The sequence below is a fragment of the Chitinophaga sp. 05T412 genome (assembly GCF_056396465.1).
This window is the reverse complement of record NZ_JBFTLN010000001.1, coordinates 273,024-291,952: the sequence shown is the minus strand read 5'-3', so window position 1 is coordinate 291,952 and position 18,929 is coordinate 273,024. Positions and strand designations below refer to the sequence as shown.

At 46.6% G+C, this 18,929-nt stretch carries 17 protein-coding genes; 6 read left to right on the top strand and 11 right to left on the bottom strand.

Features of this window, described 5'->3' with window-relative positions:
- Nucleotides 1–4 precede the first annotated feature (4 nt).
- Entirely contained in the window at nucleotides 5–202 is a 198-nt protein-coding gene (locus AC1DFM_RS01150) for a KTSC domain-containing protein (protein WP_477074889.1), read from the bottom strand.
- A gap of 109 nt (nucleotides 203–311) precedes the next feature.
- Here AC1DFM_RS01150 and AC1DFM_RS01145 point away from each other — a divergent pair, with 109 nt between their 5' ends.
- From AC1DFM_RS01145 to AC1DFM_RS01120, 6 genes are read left to right on the top strand one after another with little or no spacing between them, the layout of a single operon-like run.
- A complete protein-coding gene (locus AC1DFM_RS01145; RefSeq protein WP_477074888.1) occupies nucleotides 312–926 on the top strand; it encodes a DedA family protein in 615 nt (204 codons plus the stop codon).
- Between the two features lie 60 nt (nucleotides 927–986).
- Nucleotides 987–2,480 carry a glycoside hydrolase family 32 protein gene (locus AC1DFM_RS01140; RefSeq protein ID WP_477074887.1) on the top strand — a complete coding sequence of 498 codons (1,494 nt, stop codon included), beginning with the start codon at nucleotides 987–989 and terminating at the stop codon, nucleotides 2,478–2,480.
- Nucleotides 2,481–2,485: 5 nt separating this feature from the next.
- On the top strand, nucleotides 2,486–2,869 hold the full coding sequence (locus tag AC1DFM_RS01135; protein WP_477074886.1) for a DoxX-like family protein: 384 nt from the start codon (nucleotides 2,486–2,488) through the stop codon (nucleotides 2,867–2,869).
- A complete protein-coding gene (locus AC1DFM_RS01130; RefSeq protein WP_477074885.1) occupies nucleotides 2,869–3,609 on the top strand; it encodes a DUF2071 domain-containing protein in 741 nt (246 codons plus the stop codon). The genes AC1DFM_RS01135 and AC1DFM_RS01130 overlap by 1 nt, the downstream gene beginning before the upstream one ends.
- Nucleotides 3,597–4,346 carry a class I SAM-dependent methyltransferase gene (locus tag AC1DFM_RS01125; RefSeq protein WP_477074884.1) on the top strand — a complete coding sequence of 250 codons (750 nt, stop codon included), beginning with the start codon at nucleotides 3,597–3,599 and terminating at the stop codon, nucleotides 4,344–4,346. The genes AC1DFM_RS01130 and AC1DFM_RS01125 overlap by 13 nt, the downstream gene beginning before the upstream one ends.
- Nucleotides 4,330–4,725, top strand: a complete 396-nt coding sequence (locus tag AC1DFM_RS01120) for a hypothetical protein (RefSeq protein ID WP_477074883.1) — start codon at nucleotides 4,330–4,332, stop codon at nucleotides 4,723–4,725. The genes AC1DFM_RS01125 and AC1DFM_RS01120 overlap by 17 nt, the downstream gene beginning before the upstream one ends.
- A 47-nt stretch (nucleotides 4,726–4,772) precedes the next feature.
- On the opposite strand, the gene AC1DFM_RS01115 is transcribed toward AC1DFM_RS01120, so the two are convergent.
- The 10 genes from AC1DFM_RS01115 to AC1DFM_RS01070 form a co-directional block, all read right to left on the bottom strand.
- Entirely contained in the window at nucleotides 4,773–7,526 is a 2,754-nt protein-coding gene (locus AC1DFM_RS01115; protein ID WP_477074882.1) for a glycoside hydrolase family 38 N-terminal domain-containing protein, read from the bottom strand.
- A gap of 154 nt (nucleotides 7,527–7,680) precedes the next feature.
- Nucleotides 7,681–8,481, bottom strand: a complete 801-nt coding sequence (locus tag AC1DFM_RS01110) for a hypothetical protein (protein WP_477074881.1) — start codon at nucleotides 8,479–8,481, stop codon at nucleotides 7,681–7,683.
- A gap of 19 nt (nucleotides 8,482–8,500) precedes the next feature.
- Nucleotides 8,501–11,743, bottom strand: a complete 3,243-nt coding sequence (locus AC1DFM_RS01105; protein WP_477074880.1) for a TonB-dependent receptor — start codon at nucleotides 11,741–11,743, stop codon at nucleotides 8,501–8,503.
- A 69-nt stretch (nucleotides 11,744–11,812) separates the two neighbouring features.
- The gene (locus tag AC1DFM_RS01100) at nucleotides 11,813–12,751 is read right to left on the bottom strand and encodes a FecR family protein (protein ID WP_477074879.1); all 939 of its coding nucleotides are present in this window, start codon (nucleotides 12,749–12,751) and stop codon (nucleotides 11,813–11,815) included.
- Nucleotides 12,752–12,803: 52 nt separating this feature from the next.
- Complete coding sequence (locus tag AC1DFM_RS01095; RefSeq protein WP_477074878.1) at nucleotides 12,804–13,430, bottom strand: RNA polymerase sigma-70 factor; 627 nt, start codon at nucleotides 13,428–13,430, stop codon at nucleotides 12,804–12,806.
- A gap of 81 nt (nucleotides 13,431–13,511) precedes the next feature.
- On the bottom strand, nucleotides 13,512–14,096 hold the full coding sequence (locus tag AC1DFM_RS01090) for an RNA polymerase sigma factor (protein WP_477074877.1): 585 nt from the start codon (nucleotides 14,094–14,096) through the stop codon (nucleotides 13,512–13,514).
- A 91-nt stretch (nucleotides 14,097–14,187) separates the two neighbouring features.
- Entirely contained in the window at nucleotides 14,188–14,778 is a 591-nt protein-coding gene (locus tag AC1DFM_RS01085; RefSeq protein WP_477074876.1) for a hypothetical protein, read from the bottom strand.
- Between the two features lie 52 nt (nucleotides 14,779–14,830).
- Nucleotides 14,831–15,862, bottom strand: coding sequence for a PorP/SprF family type IX secretion system membrane protein (locus AC1DFM_RS01080; RefSeq protein WP_477074875.1), 1,032 nt, complete (start codon nucleotides 15,860–15,862; stop codon nucleotides 14,831–14,833).
- 33 nt (nucleotides 15,863–15,895) lie between these two features.
- On the bottom strand, nucleotides 15,896–17,893 hold the full coding sequence (locus tag AC1DFM_RS01075; protein WP_477074874.1) for an OmpA family protein: 1,998 nt from the start codon (nucleotides 17,891–17,893) through the stop codon (nucleotides 15,896–15,898).
- Between the two features lie 25 nt (nucleotides 17,894–17,918).
- A complete protein-coding gene (locus AC1DFM_RS01070) occupies nucleotides 17,919–18,923 on the bottom strand; it encodes a PorP/SprF family type IX secretion system membrane protein (protein ID WP_477074873.1) in 1,005 nt (334 codons plus the stop codon).
- Between the last annotated feature and the right edge of the window lie 6 nt (nucleotides 18,924–18,929).

Below are 18,929 nucleotides of genomic sequence, written 5' to 3'. Positions count from 1 at the left end.
ACCGCTACTTTATTTTCTTAAAAGGATAATGCCCTTTTATATATTTATTGAGATAGATACCTTTTGATCCTGCCTGTTTCATCGCCATGTAAGCGGTCTCCGGCACTTCTTTGTAATCGTATATCATCCCTGACACGAAGATGATTCGTAGCGTACGTGTATCGGCATTATAGCTCATATGTGCAACCACAGAGGATGGCATATAAACCGGGCCTCAATTATCGTACCGCAGGAAAAGCGCGCTAAAATTGACTGACTTCGCTTAAATTTACCTTGTAAAAAGCTCCGCATTACTTTTAATATCGCTACGAATGTCTGATGCTGTATCACTCCTGAACTATGGAGGGCTGTTGTTTTTGTTCCTTGTTGTTTTTGCACAAACTGGCTTGTTTTTCTGTTTCTTCCTCCCCAGTGGCGGGTTTATGTTTACTGCCGGCGTATTGGCAGCTACCGGAAGTTTGCATTATAATGTAATACTGGTTTGTGCCGTAGCGGCGGCGGGCGCCGTTGTTGGTAGTATAACAGGATATGTGTTTGGCAACAAAACAGGCCCACTATTGGCCAATCGGCCAGATTCCCGCTTTTTCCGCAAGCAATACCTGGTTTCCGCAGAGCAATTTTATCATAAGTATGGATCTATCGCGTTGACTGCCGGCGTATTCCTGCCCCTGATCCGCACCTTTGCCCCCATTGTGGCGGGGATGATTCGCCTCAATTTTCGCCGGTTCCTGCTGTTCGTAACCCTTGGCTCCATCGGCTATGCCCTTAGCTTTGTACTGGCAGGCTACCTGATTGGTACAATGCCGTTTTTAAAGCCTTATCTCAAATATTTTATCACGATTATTATTGTGGTGGTAACCATTCCGGTGGTGATAAAGATTGTACGGGAGTTTAAAAAGGGGACGAAAGTGCCGCCCGAAGTATAGCCTTGTTAATAGATATAAAATATGGAGGACAGGCCGTATATTTATAGATATCATTGTACTATGAAGCAGGCACTATCTTCCGTACTATTAGCTATCCTGTTGCTACCCACTGTATTATTTGCACAGCAACCCACGCCGCAATGGCGCCCGGTATACCACTTTACCGCTCCGCAAAACTGGCTCAACGACCCCAATGGGCTAATTTATCTCAATGGCGTATACCACCTGTACTACCAGCACAACCCCTTCGAAAATAAATGGGGACACATGAGCTGGGGGCATGCCATCAGCAAAGACTTATTGCACTGGCAACACTTGCCGGTAGCCATTCCGGAAGTGGTTACAACAGACACCACTACCTGGATATTCTCCGGGTCTGCAGTTTGGGATCGGCGTAACACCAGCGGCTTTGGCATCAATGGGAAAGGCCCGGTGGTAGCTATTTACACAGCTGATCAACCTAAGCAGCAAAAGGAATCACAGTTTATTGCCTATAGCAATGATAACGGACGCACCTATACGAATTATGTACATAACCCGGTGGTAGACATCCACCAGAAGGATTTCCGGGACCCCTCCGTGATTTGGCTGGAAGAACAACAGCAATGGCTGATGACCGTGGCCGTACCAGCTGAACATAAAGTACAGTTTTATAGCTCCGCCAACCTGAAAGACTGGCGGCTAACCGGTGAATTCGGCAACCAGGGCGATATCCGGAAAATATGGGAATGCCCGTCACTCACACCACTATACGTAGATGGAAATACTGCCAGGAAAAAATGGTTACTGATGGTATCTTCCGGAAACCCCGATGCGGCTACCGGTATGCAATACTTTATCGGCGACTTCAACGGGAAATCGTTTGTCAACGATAATCCTTCCACCACACAGTTGTTTGTGGACTATGGCAAAACATTTTATGCGGCTATTCCTTATAATAACCTGCCAAACAACCGTCAAACAATGATAGGCTGGCTCATGCCCTTTGAAACGCCCACCTGGCCATGGCGTGGACAAATGTCTATTCCCCGTGATCTGTCTCTCAAAACAACGGCAGCGGGTATACGCTTATTTCAGCAACCGGCTGCCGTACTAAATGCCAGCCTGGATAAACTACCCGCCGCAAAAAAATGGAAGCAGTCCGGTGTGGTGTTGAACAACACCACACTGCCACTCAACCAGCAACAATACTTTAATACCAACACCAACTGGATAGATGCTACCTTTACGATTAGCACCGCCACCAATATAGGGCTGAAAATAGCACAACCTGAAAACGGCAGCGGCGTGGTGATAGGATATCAGGTGGCCAGCAATGAATTGTATATTACTAACGGTAATGACACTACGCAGGTAAAAGTGTCACCCACAAATCATCAACTCCGCCTGCAGGTATTGTTCGATAAGTCATCACTGGAAGTGTTTGTAAACAACGGCGAAAAAGTACTGACGACCCTCGTATTCCCGGACAAAGAAGCCACCGGGTTTGCGGCCTTTGCCGAAAATGGAAGCGCAGTATTAACAACACTGAAAGTATGGGATCTTGCTAAATAATAGTGATGCGAAAAGGGTATTATAAATACATTGCTTACTTCCTGGCGGCAGTATGGATCATAAACGGTTTACTTTGTAAAGTGTGTAATCTCGTACCCCGGCATCAGCTGATTGTTGCCAGGATACTGGGTGCAACATATGCTCCGGCATTAACCAAAATCATTGGAGTACTGGAAATATTAATGGCGGTGTGGATATTATCCCGCATAAAACCGGTATGGTGCGCCATCGCGCAAATAATTCTGGTAATGACGATGAATATGATTGAATTTACGGTAGCACCTGATTTGCTATTATTTGGAAGGATAAATATGGCGATAGCAGTATTGTTTAGTATTTTTATATACTGGTTCGGATTACGACCACCTTATTCAAAATTGAGTAGCTGATGTTAGCCTTTCTAAAAAATCACCCCTTTGCCGTATCGGCGTTTTTTGATAGTTCGCTGGTACTTACCTATGCTATTCCGGCGGAAATGATACGCCCGCTGGTGCCTGCCAAACTGGAGCTCGATCTTTTTCAGGACAAATGGGCTTTTATAGCCGTCGCCGTGGTACAAACCAGGCAGTTAAGACCCAAAGGATTTCCGGCTTTTATGGGCAATGATTTCGTCCTCGCCGGCTACCGGGTTTTTGTACGCTATACAACGAGCCAGGGGAAACGACTACGTGGATTATTTATCCTCAAGTCTGAAACAGATAAGAAGAAGATGGCTTTCCTGGGAAACCTGTTTACACACTACAATTATACCAGTACGGATATTGAAGTGAGTAATCAACGGGATAGTATCCAGGTAAAATCAGTAAAATCGGGTGTGGATATCCTGGTGAATACCGATAATGTCAATGCGGATTTACCCGTTAACTCACCCTTCGATAACTGGAAGGAAGCCCGGCGATTTGCGGGGCCATTGCCATTTACATTTACCTGTGATGATACCACTAAGGAAGTATTGATTATTGAAGGTGTGCGGGAAAACTGGACCCCAAAGCCAGTAGAAGTGCGCAATGCAGAGATCGGGTTTTTGAAAAATTCCCGTTTTGAAAATGCGGTACTGGCTAACGCATTTCTTATTCAACAGATTCCATATTACTGGAAAAAAGGAAAGGTAGATATATGGACAGCCTGATACGTACACCCTTTCAGGGCCTGTGGAATATTATCCGGTTTAACTGGCATTTCTATGTATTGTCGGCAGTACTGCTATTATCTGGTTGCCTGCTAAGACACCTGATTTTTGTACCAGTTTTGTTAGGGTTGATGGTGCTCAGTGTTTTGTTGTCGCTCGTTGTTTCGTGGTACATTTATGATGGTAGCAAGTTATACGAACTATCCTGGCTGAATGCCATCCCTGTTTCCCCGGGACAGCGGATCATCAATATTCATGCAGGTTTTGATGAAACAAGCGCTTTGCTGCGGAATAAATACCCGATGGCTGAAATGCAGGTTTTCGATTTTTATGATCCGGCAAAGCACACGGAAATATCTATTGAACGCGCAAGAAAAGCATATGCACCTTATCCGGGAACAATAAGAATCAGTACAGCAGAAGTACCCTTACAGCCAGCATCTGTCGCTGTTATATTTTTACTGTTTGCAGCACATGAAATCAGGAACGAAGAAGAAAGAAAACATTTTTTCGGGCAATTACAGCATAGCCTGCAGCCTGGTGGAAGAATTATTGTACTGGAACATCGGAGAGATGTGCCCAACTTTATAGCTTATAATATCGGCTTCCTGCATTTTTTCTCCAGGAAAACATGGATGAGAACCTTTGCCACAGCACAGCTTAGTATAGAAAAAGAAATAAGAATTACGCCATTCCTGTCAGCTTTTATTCTCGGAAAAAATGGAACTGCATCTTAACATCGTTGGTTATTTACTCATTTTATTATCCTTGTTACACGGCCTCTTTCCCACTCATTTTAACTGGAAGAAAGAGTTTGCAGCAGTGAGTCTTTTAAGCCGGCAAATCATGTACGTGCATACTTTTTTCATTGCACTGATGATATTGCTGATGGGCATTTGTTGTATTTATGCAACAACGGATCTCCTGCAAACAAGGCTGGGACATCTGTTGGCATTGGGTTGCTTTATCTTCTGGGTGATGCGGTTGCTCTTTCAGTTTTTCGTGTTTTCGCCGAGGTTATGGAAGGGGAAACGCTTTGAAACCTACATGCATATAATAGCTTCCATACTTTGGAGTTATGTGAGTGTAGTTTTCTTTATGGTTTATCTGCATTAAAATGACGCTACACAATTACGGGCGCAATCATGTAGCGTCAACTGATTTTAACGGATAAGCAGGAAGGAGGCTGGAGTGTATTTAGAAAGATGAAAATTAAATGCGCCATTCTTTACTGCAATCGCTGCCCCTGTTTTATTACCACGCAGGTCAATCGGTATCACCGCTTTAACACTTGCGAGATGATGAAGTGTTACCTTACAGTTGCCTGAAATACCCGCCTGTTCCCATAAGCGTAAGATGCTGCCTTTACCATCCGGATTTTCGCCGAAGGCAGTTACCAGCACGCCCGTTCTGGAAATCGTGATGCCTTCCTGCTTTGCCGGTAATTTGCCAGATCCGCCGGTGGCAATGCCAGTTAGTAATGGCACCCGGGTTTCCCATGAATACTGTATTAAATTGGGTATAGTAGGCGTGCCTTTATCAAGCGGCCAAATGCGTACACTTTCACTCCACGAGCCATCTTGCCATAAAGGGAAATTTGTATTCCACATGTTGTTATAAAGATTCACAAATACGGCGGGAGTTGTTGGAATATAATCCATGTCATATTTCCAGAGGCCAGGTACGCCGGGGCTGATCAATGGCGCATCTGCAGATGCCAGTGCCATGCCGGAATTATCGGACTGTGTAACTGCCACACCAGAATTTAATGCCATCAGATAGCGGTTGCATCCCGGTATAATGTCTGTGGCTGGGTTGATGGGCGCACCCAGGCGACCAATCGTAAAAGAAGGTGCTTTCACGTTGAATGGAAAACAAAGCCACCCGCCTTCAGGTTGTTTATCCGGCGTTTTACCATTCACTGCCCAGGCCACATCTACATAGTGGGCATTGGCCGGAAAAGTAAACGTGAGCGTATAGTCCTTTGCGTAGCCCGCTGTTTCAAGGGCCGTTAAAGTAATGATATCGGCAGTGCCGGTGTGGGCCACATCTATTTTCCAGGAAGCAGGTGTGTAGGCCAGATAAGGCGCTTTATCGGCATTTAACATGCCTGGCTTTCCAAGATCATTTAATCCCCAACCATCTCTTACCCGGCTGTAAGCATTAAACCATTTGTCCACTTGATGGGTGCTGAAGCGTTCGTGTAAAAATTGTCCAAGCACGTATGCGGCGGATGTATCCACCAATTCCCGGCCTGTTGATTTTTCTACCAGCGATGAAATACCACCTCGTTTCAAATCCATCGTCACGTTGAAATAGGGGGTGCTGATAGTAGTTTGCTCGCTGTTGACGATGTGTTGCTGCTGCAGTTCATCTGCGGAAAAGGACACATAGCCGGAGGCGGGAATATCTTTGATGTAGCAGTAATTCCCTTTCGTCCATGGATCTGCTATCATACCGGATCTTTTCCATGGGAGCGGATTATATACCACCACGCGTTGACCTTTTTTATTAATAGCAGCGGCCAGCATATCCAGGCGTTCTTGTAGCGCCGGCTGAACAATAGCATTGGTGTTACGGATATACTGTCGCTTTTCCTCATAGGAGTACAGCCATTTTCTTTTGCTGCCGGTGGAAGTATGATGTGCATCACTGTTTTTCAGCGCGGCATAATTACCATTCTCCGGGATAGGTTCTGCCGCAGCTTCGGCCATCCACTTCTTCCAGTCGTCGCCATAGCTGTAGCGGGGACCATATTCCGCATTCATGCCCCAGGTGTGCTCTCCATACAGGAGACTTTGTTCATACGCCTTGGCTAGTTTTTCGGCAACAGATGCGGTGGGGATTCCCCAGGCATTCATTTGTGTGTTCAATGCATCGAGCGCCGACTCCAACGGGCGGATATTCCGTGCTGTTTTGGTTTCCTGTGGATTGGACTGGATACCATGAATCCACGTATCCGGGCAATCACCTTTCACGGTGGGCAAGTCGGGATGTTCTGCTAAAACAGCTTTGGTGAAATCATCCAGCGTACCAAAATGTATTTTAACACCCGGCATCTCTTTGGCTGCATAGGCCAGGAGTTGATCTATTTCTGCGGAGGAGGGCGGACCATGGTTGTCACCTGTCATTTGCATGGCCAGATAGTTTTTACATGGCCAGTGCTGCGTAGGACGGATGTCAGATCCATAAACAGCCGTATAGTTGCAGAGCACCTTAGAACCATCTGGACCTTCCCACCAGAATAGCTCCGGGAACCGGGGATATTGACTGGCAGGGTTGCAGCCTAACTGCAGGAATTGGATGCCTGCATGATGCAGTAACGTGGGCATTATCCAGGACTGATCAGGCACATCTGTCATTTTTCCACTGATGGTCATGGGAAGCCCGTATTTGCGGGTAACGGAGGAGGAGTAGCCCAGCCCCCGCACCAGGTCTTCGTAATCCAGCGACTCTGTATGTGTGGTAAAAGGAAGACCATGCACTACCAGCGCACCTGTTTTAATGGCCTTTTCAATTCTTATTCTTTGTTCGGGTGTTTGCAGGGGACCAAGTATCTGCGCTTCTAATGGCCAGCCGGAAACGGTCCATGCAAAGCGTTTTTCCGGTGGTTGTGTAGCGCTTTTCTCAATAACGGCTAAGGCGTTTTCCGTCATTTCACCCCGGTAGCGTTTGAACACATTTTCCGGTAGGTCTGTAAAGCCAAGGTCAAAATGCGTTTTAAATACCACCCATATATCCGTTACCCGCGGATTGATGGCGGTTTTTGGCTGTTGTGCACTGGCGGTGGATACAGATAGTACCATTACCAGTAGCAGCATTTTACAGCTCCTCATGATAGAACGTACCGCTGTACTGCAGGATGTTATTGAATCATCCGATAAATAAATAAACGAAGGAAATCTGATTGCTTTCATAACGTGGCAGAAATGTATTAATCCTTAAATGTATAAACATACATACATAGTTCCAATTTTTTTAGTGATTTTGCAATAAATGGTAACCAATGATAAAAGCCGCCTCAAAAATAATTTTGAGACGGCTTCCCGGTTTTATAAGGATAAATAAATTTTAACGGAAGGGGAAAGCAATATCCTCCATCTGGAAGCTTTCGCCTAATGTCTTTTCCGAGTAGTATGGGCCCACCTTGAATAAGCCGCTTTGGCCAGCTTTCAGCCCATCAATGATACAATAGTAAAATTGAAAGTCCGCTATGCCAGATAGATCTACCCCTTCCTTATAAGGCAGTTCGGTGGTGCCGGCTTTGAATATTCTTAATACATACTGATTTGTCTCCTGCTCGGTGCTGGTGAGCCGCGGTAATTCTATAAATTCACTGAAGGTGTCGCCAACGTTTTTTATTGTTGTTACTGGCGTAAAAGAGAAATCATAAGTACTATTATCATATGACAACTTCGAAATAACAAAATCTACCGGGCCGCCGTAGAAATAAGGGAAATCAGTTTTGAACCATATCCGGAAACCTATGTTGCCCGGTTGCTTGACAGGCGTTACTTCTATTTTGTCCTGAACGGTTTTACCATCAAAGAATATTTTTTTTGTTTGCATGAACGGAGTCGGAGGTACGGTGATGGTGCTGATAATTTCCGAAGTTCCTTTTTTTCGCAGGCCGATTTCTTCGTTAGCATTTTTGATAGCGATGAGTGACATGGCTTCAAAAGAACTGTTTGCTCTTAACGTGGCCAGCACTACGTTATGCTGTACTACCTCCAGGGTATCATTAAACGAGTAACCCTTAAATATCATCTTTATAACGGATGTTGGGAGTATTGCCGGTTCTTTTTTGTTACAGGCAGTGATAAACGAAGCAATAGTCAGGATATATAGAAATGATCTGCAAAAGCTTTTCATGGTTGTATTTATTTTTTGTTTAGAAATTGTAGGACATGGATAAGCTATACGTACGGCCAAGGAAGCGGGTAAAAGTACGGGTATCGCCAGGTTCATATTTTTCACTGTGTCCCGGAAGCCATTCATATCTGCTACTCCAATCGAACCGGTGGTCGCCGGAGTCAACGTAGTCTGCTTTCTGTCTCGAGTTGAGATTTTTGTAATACTGAAACGGACTATTTAATAAATTACCCATATTAAATTTCACCTCCATCCTGTTGCTGAACATTCTGTAGCTCACCTGCGCATCCAGTTGTTCCCGGGGCATTTCACGTTCCATCAAAGTGGGCAGATCAGACACCAGGTTGGTTTTGTACCCGGCTCTATTATAAGCGACATTAAAACCAATATGTTTACCACTATACGTGATACCGGCATTCAACAGGAAGGGCACTTGTCCATATAACTCCCGTTTGGAATCGTATATATAAGTGACATCTTTATTGTTCTGGGAATCATACATCGTGTATTGACTTTGTACAGTAGATTTTTGTAACGTGAGGTTGCCGAATAATGTAATGTTTTGCAGCCATACTGCTGGTGCGATGAAGCCGAGATTTTTCCTGGCTTCAAATTCAAGCCCATATACTTTCGCCCATTCTGAATTTTGTAATACATAGGCCGGATTGCCGGAATTGGCTCTGATGACTAATTCGACGGGTTTATCAAAATATTTATGGAAAATGCCTGCGGAAATAATTTCTCCGGCGCCGGGATACCATTCTGCTTTAAAATCGTAACTGGTAATGCGGGTGGAGGTGATACCTCCCGTCATCAACTGCCCGTCATAATAAGGGCTGTAGCGGTTAAAGCGGCCATTGTCCATCAGCTCCGGCCGCACTACGGTATTGCTCCAGGATGCGCGCAGGTTGATTTGCCGGGTTACGCTCCAGGTCAGATTGGCGGAAGGCATCCATTGCCATTTCGGATCTTCTTTGCGGGTATAAAAACTCTGTTTGGTATTGGTGGGGTTATTGAGTTCCGTATACGCATAATATTCTGCGCGTACACCCCATACCAGCCGCAGGTTTTTCAACAGTTGCTGATCAAACATTACAAAGCCGGCATGAGATTCACTTTTGCCCTCATAGTAATCCAGGCCAAACGGGTTTATGGCATACAAAAAACCGGTGGAGTCGTACATATGATTGCCCCATTCGCCTACAGGCAGGTAGTGGAGGCTGTCGGCAAAGTTGCCGGTAGCGGTAACCGGTGCTATTTCCCAGCGAAACTTGCTCTTTTTTAAATTCCCGGCATACCCTGTTTTGATGGTGCTGAAAATACTACCCACACGAAAAGGTATGGTAGCATTAACAGCCCAGTTGTAATGTGTTTCATTATTTCGGAAATACGACCGGGACATGGGTAATTCCTTGGGGTCAGTGCTACTGCCAACGCCGTAGGTATAAATGTAACCATTACCTACTTTTTCGGGACTGGCAGATGTGAAGATGACATCTTTTTCATTCCGGTGTATAGCTGTTCTGGCCAGGTTCCATTCTATTTTCACTTTCCCTGCCAGATGTTGCCCGCTCAGTTTATTTTGTAAGAGATCCAGGAAAGTAGGATCATCTGTTTCCCGGAGTATTGGAGGAGCATCCGGCGTAGGCCTGCCCGCATCTCTATCATAGCCGAAGGTTCTCACCAAAGCATTATCAAACATCCGGGTATAGGTGTTGCGAAAACTAAAGCGGTTGTTGCCTGTTTGCCAGCCGATGTTCAATAATGCGCCTATGGTAGTAACAAAGCTATAAGTAGCCCCTGCATTATTGATAGTGCTGTCTGTGGCATTCCAGGCGCCACGGCGCAGATCCTGGTGTTGGCTGGTGTTTTGTGTATTGCGGTAGCTGAGGGAACCGGTATATCCCAGTTTATTGCGGCCGGTGGTATCAAGCTGCAGCGCCCTGCCGATGGTAAACTGGTAGTTTTGTGATGGCGTCGCGGTGTAACGATAAGTGGTGAAATTATCGTTGTTCTTAAACTCGCGGCTTTGCGCAAAGATATCGAATGGTATTTTCTGCCCCGAATAATATAAATCTTGTGTTAGTCGCAGGTTGGCAGGAAATTGTGCCCTGTGGCCATCGTCAAATCCCAGGAAGTCATATTTCCCCCTGGGCCGGCTGTAAAAATCTTTACCGGTGGTTTGATCATTATAGGAAACGCCCACACTAACAGATGTGAAATTGGTGACAGGAATATCTTTGGTGTTGATTTGGATGAGGCCTCCACCAAAGCTCGCGTTCATATCCGGTGTAACTGTTTTGCTTACCACTACATTATCTACCAGGTTAGATGGAATGAGGTCAAAAGAGAAATTCCTGCTTTGTGCTTCTGTGCTGGGAAGGGTAATGCCATCAAGCATAGCAGTATTATAGCGTTCGCCGATACCGCGTACAATCACATACTTATTTTCGTTGGTACTTACACCACTGATGCGTTTTAAACTTTCGCCGATGTTTTTATCCGGGGTGCGGGATATTTCTTCTGCACTGATACCATTGGTAATTTCGGCTGCTTTCTTCTGCTGTAACAGCAGGGCGTTCACACTTTCTTTGCGGGCGTTGGCCGTAACTACTACCCCCTGGAGTTGTCCTTTGCTTCTTTTGAGAGAAGCATTTAGTACAAATGTTTGATCCTCTTTTATTTCAATATCGGTGATGGCTTTGGTGCCATAGCCGATAGAGCTGATCAGGGCTTCATATTTACCCACCGGCAGCAGCAATGTAAATGCACCACTCACATCGGTAACAGCACCTTTGTCGTTGACCCTGACAGTGGCGCCAATAATAGGTTTCCCGTTTTCGTCGTCAAGGATTTTACCGGTTACTTTTCCGGGCGCCTGCTTGCGGGCTGGTGGTGGTGCTACCTTTACCGAAATGTTTTTATCCTGTAAGGAAAATTGTAGTCCATATTGTTTATGCAGCTGCTGCAGCGCTTCTCCCAATGTAATGGCCGCGGCATGAAAGGCAGGGATATTCAATGTACTTAATTGCTCCGCGGCAAAAGAAAATCCGTAACTGCTTTGTTTGTCGAGCGCTTCAATCACCTTTAAGCCGGTGGTGGCCTGCAGGTGCAGGGTTACTTTTTCCGTTAACTGGCTAAGCTGTGCATTGGCAGATAGCTGCAACAGCAGCGGTAATGCGAGCAGTACGGCATAAAGCAGCCGGTTTGTTTTTTCACCTCTTTTGTACTTCCCCTTTTTTTGGGTAAAATTGTAGTTCATACTGATACTTGTGTTTTTTTAATGCAGGTATTACAAAGGGAGGTGTTGGTCGCACCTCCTTTTTTGTGCCTATTGAATAATCACGATGCTATCTTTTATCCGGTAAGTCAGGTCATGCGGAAACAGTATGGCCGACAAAGCCTTCTGCCAGCTGGTTTTCCCAAGGGAAGCCGTCACCGTTTTGTGATCAGGTTGTTGCGGGTGATATTGTATCCGGATATGATAATGTGTGGCTATTTTCTGCAATGCTTCTGATAAGGGAATGCCGTTAAAAGAAAGACCTCCGCTGGTCCATGCGGTAACGTCGTTGGAGAACGCACTTGTGTGGATGTTTCCGGTGGCTGGTTCGTAACGGAGCAGCTGTCCGGGTTCCAGCAAGCTTTTTTGTTGCGGATGTTGTATGGGATATACCGCAATTTTACCTGACGTCAGCGCAACGCGTATTTCTCCTGTGCCTTGGTGCGCTTCAATATTAAAGGTTGTTCCCAGCACCTGTGTTTCCAGGCGCCCGGATTGCACGATAAAAGGCCGCTTGTCATCTGCAGCTACTTCAAAGTATCCTTCTCCCTGTAGTAATACCCTGCGGGTAACTTTATTATAATCGGAGGCATAGGTAAGGGAGGAAGACAGGTTAAGGTGAACGGCAGTACCATCGGGCAAGATGATGGATTTGAGGTGCTGACTATCGCTGGCGATCACGTATTGCATAACGGTTGGCTTGTGTGGCAGCAGTAGCCACCAGCCAACAACCGTAAGGCTAAGCAGCAACACGGCTGCGGCTATGAGCCGCCACGGACGAAGACGTTGTTGACGCGGAGCAGTAGTAATAGTGTGGGCGGAAATAGCCTGCCATAGGCGTTCTTGTCGCCCGCTATCAGCAGTAGTGTCCTGTTCCGGTATATCCAGTTGCCAGAGCCATTGCCATAGTAATGACTCTTCTTTCTGATCGGCGCTGCGATGCAGGAATTTATGCAGCAGCTGGTCTAGTCGGTTTTTGTGTTGCGCCATACAAACAGTAATTGCGCAAACCGGAAGAATGGGGGAAGGGTGTTATGTTAACTTAATATGAACTCTCAATGATCGCTAAAAACGCAGGAAGTAATATCATGCCGGCAGGATATTGTTCGCCGGCTTTGCGCAACCGCACCATACCTAGCTTCAGGTGGGTTTTAACTGACTCGGGCGAAATATTCAGTTCAGCGGCAATGTCGTTGGTACTCATACCACGGTGGTGTTTCAGGGAAAATACGGTTTGCATCTGCGGCGGCATCATAGCGATGGTTTCCGCGATAATGTCCTGTAGTTTGCCGTATTCGGTTTCGAATTCATGGTGACTGAGCTCAGCAACTCCGGGCGCCAGCCTGATCTGTGCTTCGTAACGGGCAAAGTCTTCATAGTGTTTTTCCTGGAAACCCTTTTTCCGGAAGTACTGGAATATTTTCAGGTAGATACAGGATACCAGGTAGCTCCGGAGACTCACCCGCAGCTCGAATGGCTCCTTTTTCCGCCATAGCTCAATGAAAAGTTCCTGTACAATATCTTCCGCGTCTTCCGCATGAGCTGTTTTGCGCGCTGCCAGCCGGTAGAGCAGCTGCCAGTACCGGTCGAATAATTGCCGGAAAGCGCCGGCATCATTTTGCCGGATGCCCTGCAGCAATTCCATATCCTCCCGGAAGTTCGCGTTCATGTGTTGAGATATGACACAAATTTAAACGCCCAATGTTACCAAAGCATTAAGTTATCAGGACATGCTGTATGAATTCCTTTTTTATGTGGCTACCAGGCTTTCTACGCCCATCTGTTTTCTTAAGTTCATTAGTGCATAACGCACCCTGCCCAAAGCGGTATTGATGCTGATGCCAATGGTTTGTGCCATCTCTTTATAACTCAGATCGGCATAGTAACGCAATATCAACGCTTCGCGTTGCAGACGGGGCAGGCGATCCAGCATCCCGTTGATTTCTTCGTTGATCTCTGCTTTGATCATGCGGTGTTCCTGGCTATGCTCTGATAGTTCCATGCTATCGCCCAGGCCGTCGTTGTAGCTGACCACTATCTGGGGCCGGGTATGTGCTTTCCTGAAATGGCTGATACAGGCGTTGTGCGCAATTCTTACTGCCCAGGCCGGGAAACGGCAGTTATCCACATATTGACCGGATTGCAGCGCGTTTACAATTTTTATAAATACTTCCTGGAAAATATCTTCTGCCAGGTTGCGGTCTCTCACCAATAATACGATAGTGGTAAAGATCTTGTTTTTATGGCGGTGTACCAGTGTGGTAAATGCCGGGTTGTTTCCTGCAGTATACAGGCGGATTAACTCCTGGTCCGTAAGGTTACTATATAGGTTCATGCTGGTTTCGTATAATGTTGTCAATAGATGTTGGGAAGGGGCCGCCTTCGATAAGGCAGCCCTGTATATACTGGTGGTTGTATTAGCCAACCTAGTCCTTAAGATGTAAATATTTTTTCACCTGGTTATAGTCATTCCAGTCGATGCCTGCCGCTGTTCTGGCATTTATGCCACCAGGAATAATCACATATCTGTATTGATAACGTTTATCCGTAGCAGTGGTGCTGATAGGCGCGTTGGCAATCAGGTCAATTTTTCCGGCGGATGCAACAAACCTCACGAGATAGCCATATTCATCTACATACGGTAACGGCTGTACGAATGAAGTAGCTGCTGTACCCAGGTTAATATATACGTTGATAGAAGCATTTGCCAGCGTGGCTGCGGTGAGCTTAGCTGCGGTGAGTGAGTATCCGTACAGGATGGTATTAATACTGCCATCCTGGTTACGGATGGTATCTACCGGTGCAAACTTTACATCCTGCCAGGCAGAGTAAATAACGTTGGCGCTGCCCGTAGCACCTGAATCACCTTTGGGGCCGGTGGAGCCGGGTATACCGGAAGGACCAGCAGGTCCAGCAGGACCGGCGGGGCCCTGTGCTCCATCTTTGGAGCAGGCCGCAAAAAATAATACAACAGCAGTGATCAATGCATAGGGCATAAAGCGTGTAACCTGTTTCATAATGACAATTGTTTTTTTATTTATGAATGAAAAGAATAAGAAGATAATGGTGCTACCATACGTTCCGTGGGCAAGTGTCGCCGTACTTGTTGCCCAGCAGGAAACCGATCATGATTTCGTGTGAGCCTTTTGTAACGGTATTTAACGAAGACGCCGTATAGTCGTAAGAGTAGCCAATGTTAAATTGTGAGTTGATATTCACGCCAAACATAGCCGATACGCCATCATGCAACCGGTAGGAAGCGCCCATCCAGAGGCGGTCGCGGTACATAAACCGGGCATTGATATCTATGCTCAGCGGCATGGCGGTAATCAGTTTCAGCATTACGGATGGTATCACATTGAGATCGTCGTTTATCCATAAGCGATAGCCGGTTGTAAAAAATAAATGTGGCACCAGCTTGCCGCTGTAAACAGAATCGCCTACTACCTTGCCGTTGTCAAAACCAATTTGCTGCGGGATAATATTCTGTACAGACAAGCCAGCGAAGTAATCGGCAGAATAAAGCCAAAGCCCGGCATTTACTTCGGGCCTCCACTTATTCAGTACGCCGGAACTGCTGCCCAGCACGGGATCTGATGGATCAAAGAACTCCACTTTGCTGGCGTCGAGACTCACCTGCTGCATCCCTATTCCGATGCCTGCGCTCACGCTGGTTCTTGGGGAAAGGTTGATGTGATGCGCATAGGCGCCTGTTACAGAAAAGCGATTCAAAGGACCGGTCCTGTCGTTGAGGACGGTGAGCCCCACACCGGGATGTGGAGGCGGCGTAGTATAATCCCGCCAGTAAGCCCTTCCACGTGGATTATCGCCTGCTGGATCAAAGCCGGTAGGAGAAGCAGTACTGTAATCCGATTTACGCAAAGGCCCCTGCAGGGTGAGATAGGTAGTTACCGGCGAGCCTTTCATACCTACCCACTGATGCCGGTGACTTAAACGCAGGTCCCAGTAATTTTCAATACCTGCCAAAGCGGGATTGATAATAAATGGATTCATGATGTACTGCGTATAATGTGGCTGTTGCTGTGCCTGCGCAAAATGTAGCAGCAGCAGTAACCAACCTGTGAGCACAATGTTTTTCATGGATCAGTGATTTTGGGTGAAACAGCCGGGCTGTTACTTTTTAATAATGGTAAAAGCAGTTCTCCTGTTCTTTTGTCTTCCTTCCGGGTTGTCGCTGCCGTCTTCCAGTGTGTTAGGTGCCACCGGTTGTGTAGCGCCATAGCCTATGTAAGAGAGCCTGTTCCGGTCGATGCCTTTGCTGACCAGGTAATCCACACAACTCTTTGCACGGGCTTCCGACAGGCGTTGGTTCAAAGTAGCGGAGCCTTTACTGTCGGTATGCGCACTGAGTTCTATGTACATGCCCGGGTTAGCATGGAGGAGCTCCACGAGTTTATCCAGCGAAGCATAAGAGGCTTCCTGCAAGGTGGCTTTGCTGAAATCGTAGTACACATTTTCCAGCACCACCGGTGCTTCCGGTGTAACAAGCTTGACAAGACATAATACCGGCACCGTCATAGCAGTGGTATCTTCATTGGCCGGCAGGGTTATCTGTTGTGAATTTGTCGTATATCCGTCGGCGTTAGCTACTGCTTTTAACGGCGCAAATTCCGGGATGGTGAAAGCATAGCTGCCGTCTGTGCCGGTTTGTTGTGTAAACACCACTTTATTGCTAACGGTATCTATAATATTGACGGCGGCACCGGCCAGCGGCGTTTGGTTGTCGCAGGATACTACCGTGCCACTGAGTTGTTTTAACGGCCGGTTTTTATGCACGAAAAATAATTCCAGACAGCATTCGGCGGCGCGGTCGGTGCCCAACAATACTTCATCCAATAGATTTTTATTGTTGCTCCTGCTGGTGAAATAGATGTCATCTTTTACCGAGTTCACCGGGTAGCCCATATTCACCGGCGCTTTCCAGCTACCGATATTTCCTTTGGAAGAAAAGAAATCATAGCCCCCCATACCAATTCGGTTATCTGCCGAAAAGATCAGCGTGCCGGTAGCTGCGTGGTAAAATGGCGCTTGTTCATTGCCGGCAGTGTTGATTACTTCGCCGAGGTTGGCCGTTTGCAGTGGCTTACCGCTTTCATCAAGGGTAGCATACCAGAGGTCGAAACCACCGTATCCATCGGCCCTGTCACTGGCATACAACAATGTTTTACCATCTCCCAAAAGATACGGTTGCTGGGTATTATTACCCGCGGTGTTGACCATGGCATCCATGGGTACCGGATCATTCCAGTGGTCTCCAATTTTGCGGGAGATATAAATGGACGATATTTTTTTTCCATGATCTATATGCCAGCGGGTGAGGAACAGCAGTTGCCCGTCGGGCGATAAACAGGCAGCGCCCTGGTGTAGTCCTTCCGGCTGATCCAGCCGCAACAGATGGATGTTGGATACCTGTCCCGCTTCATAATCGGCCGTATACAGCCGGTTGATATACGTGTGATGCTGCTGGAAGGAACTATCGGGCCGGGTAGAAGTAAAGATCAGGTTGCTGCCGTTATTCCACAAAGGTGCGTAACTGGCGCCGGTAGTGTTTAACGCCGCCGGCGCTTTTGTTACCTTGTACTCCGACAGATCTTTTTTATTTAACTGGGCCGTAATAAATTCCAGGTTTTGCAGCTCCCTTTTTGCCGCTTCGGTGAATTTATCATCGGTGCCATAACCGTTCAGGAAGTTGCGGAACGCCTGGGCTGCTGCTTCATACTTAGCCAGTGCCCGCAGGGAAACGGCATAGTAATAGGAAGCCAGCGGGAAACTGGTTTTATCCAGTTCCATCACCGATTCATAATGCGGTGCGGCCTTGCCATAATTATGCAGATTGCGGTAACTCTCGGCCAGCTTATAAACGGCCTGTTGCTCGCTGCTGACTTTTACTGTTTTATTTTTGATAACAGATACCGCCGCATAAGGCTTATAGGTATCCGGTTTCACCGTTTTATTTCGCGAGCCGAGATACTTTTCGTAGTAAGTAGCCGCTGAATTGTAATCGGCTTTGCTGTAGTATTGATCCGCTGCTTTGAGATAGTTATACGTGAACTGCGCGTAAGATGCCATCGCCGATAACAATACTGCTGATGTGAAAAATATTTTTTTCATGAGATACTGTTGCTTTAAAAGTTGATTACAATCTTGGACAAACAAATTCCACATCAGGTGTTCTTACCGATCTGCGGCCGATGAACGTCAGTGATATTTCAAAGCTGTTGGAGCCGTGCGCCATTTTGCTGAGATCAGAAGTATTGATATCATAACTGGCGCCCAGCATCATATTTTTATAAATGAAACCCGCATGTGTGGTAATAGCATCTTTATAGCGATAGTTCAGACCTAGCAGGAAATCGGTTCCTGGAGCTGCATTCAGCTGTCCATAAGCACCAATCATTTTTTCCTGGGCAGGTCCCTGTTGCATAAAGAGGAAGTTGGGAGTAATACTCAGTATATCCGATAACGTTAGTTTTACGCCACCGTGTACATTAAATCGCATCGGGAAGCGGGCATCACCTTTTGCACTGAACTGATCCTGTGGTTTTGTGAGATGCATAACAGAGAAGCCACCATAGATATTGAATTTTTTTCCGGGAGTGGCATCATAATATAATGCGCCGGCGCCTGCATCAAAGGAGCCTGCGGAAGTACGCGTCAGTGCATCGGATATCGGGTTGCCAGGATTGTAGCCGGTTACCGGATTCCACTGCTCTCCATATGTCAGCTTGGAGGGATCAAATCTGCGCTGTATAAAACCCAGTTGCAGCCCGAAGTTCAACTGATGATAATGCGATGCATCCAGTTTTACACCGGTATAAGCCGCGCTCACATAAGCGGTGGTATAGTTGTATCCACCATCGCCGGCAGTTTGATTTAATACGCTGGCGCCGATGTTGATGTTACGACTGGTAGGTATTTCCCCGCTCACGCCATAGGTCTTAAACGGACTGATGTTGCCCCACTGGGTGCGGTAAATGGCCGCTACCCGGTAGTCGCCATCAAATACACCGGTTAATGCAGGGTTTAACCACGACGGATACACGTAGTATTGCGAAAAGTGTGGATCTGTTTGTGCCATCAACCGGGTACCGGTGCAAGTGGCCACAGCAAGGAGGACTAGGGTTGCAATGATCGTTCTCATTTACAA

What these genes read in the sequence shown, in the direction of transcription:
- AC1DFM_RS01145 (WP_477074888.1), top strand. Translation starts at nt 312, where the DNA reads ATGTCTGATGCTGTATCACTCCTGAACTATGGAGGGCTGTTGTTTTTG.
- AC1DFM_RS01150 (WP_477074889.1), bottom strand. Translation starts at nt 202, where the DNA reads ATGCCATCCTCTGTGGTTGCACATATGAGCTATAATGCCGATACACGT.
- AC1DFM_RS01140 (WP_477074887.1), top strand. Translation starts at nt 987, where the DNA reads ATGAAGCAGGCACTATCTTCCGTACTATTAGCTATCCTGTTGCTACCC.
- AC1DFM_RS01115 (WP_477074882.1), bottom strand. Translation starts at nt 7,526, where the DNA reads ATGAAAGCAATCAGATTTCCTTCGTTTATTTATTTATCGGATGATTCA.
- AC1DFM_RS01090 (WP_477074877.1), bottom strand. Translation starts at nt 14,096, where the DNA reads ATGAACCTATATAGTAACCTTACGGACCAGGAGTTAATCCGCCTGTAT.
- AC1DFM_RS01075 (WP_477074874.1), bottom strand. Translation starts at nt 17,893, where the DNA reads ATGAAAAAAATATTTTTCACATCAGCAGTATTGTTATCGGCGATGGCA.
- AC1DFM_RS01080 (WP_477074875.1), bottom strand. Translation starts at nt 15,862, where the DNA reads ATGAAAAACATTGTGCTCACAGGTTGGTTACTGCTGCTGCTACATTTT.
- AC1DFM_RS01070 (WP_477074873.1), bottom strand. Translation starts at nt 18,923, where the DNA reads ATGAGAACGATCATTGCAACCCTAGTCCTCCTTGCTGTGGCCACTTGC.
- AC1DFM_RS01085 (WP_477074876.1), bottom strand. Translation starts at nt 14,778, where the DNA reads ATGAAACAGGTTACACGCTTTATGCCCTATGCATTGATCACTGCTGTT.
- AC1DFM_RS01130 (WP_477074885.1), top strand. Translation starts at nt 2,869, where the DNA reads ATGTTAGCCTTTCTAAAAAATCACCCCTTTGCCGTATCGGCGTTTTTT.
- AC1DFM_RS01135 (WP_477074886.1), top strand. Translation starts at nt 2,486, where the DNA reads ATGCGAAAAGGGTATTATAAATACATTGCTTACTTCCTGGCGGCAGTA.
- AC1DFM_RS01125 (WP_477074884.1), top strand. Translation starts at nt 3,597, where the DNA reads ATGGACAGCCTGATACGTACACCCTTTCAGGGCCTGTGGAATATTATC.
- AC1DFM_RS01100 (WP_477074879.1), bottom strand. Translation starts at nt 12,751, where the DNA reads ATGGCGCAACACAAAAACCGACTAGACCAGCTGCTGCATAAATTCCTG.
- AC1DFM_RS01105 (WP_477074880.1), bottom strand. Translation starts at nt 11,743, where the DNA reads ATGAACTACAATTTTACCCAAAAAAAGGGGAAGTACAAAAGAGGTGAA.
- AC1DFM_RS01110 (WP_477074881.1), bottom strand. Translation starts at nt 8,481, where the DNA reads ATGAAAAGCTTTTGCAGATCATTTCTATATATCCTGACTATTGCTTCG.
- AC1DFM_RS01120 (WP_477074883.1), top strand. Translation starts at nt 4,330, where the DNA reads ATGGAACTGCATCTTAACATCGTTGGTTATTTACTCATTTTATTATCC.
- AC1DFM_RS01095 (WP_477074878.1), bottom strand. Translation starts at nt 13,430, where the DNA reads ATGAACGCGAACTTCCGGGAGGATATGGAATTGCTGCAGGGCATCCGG.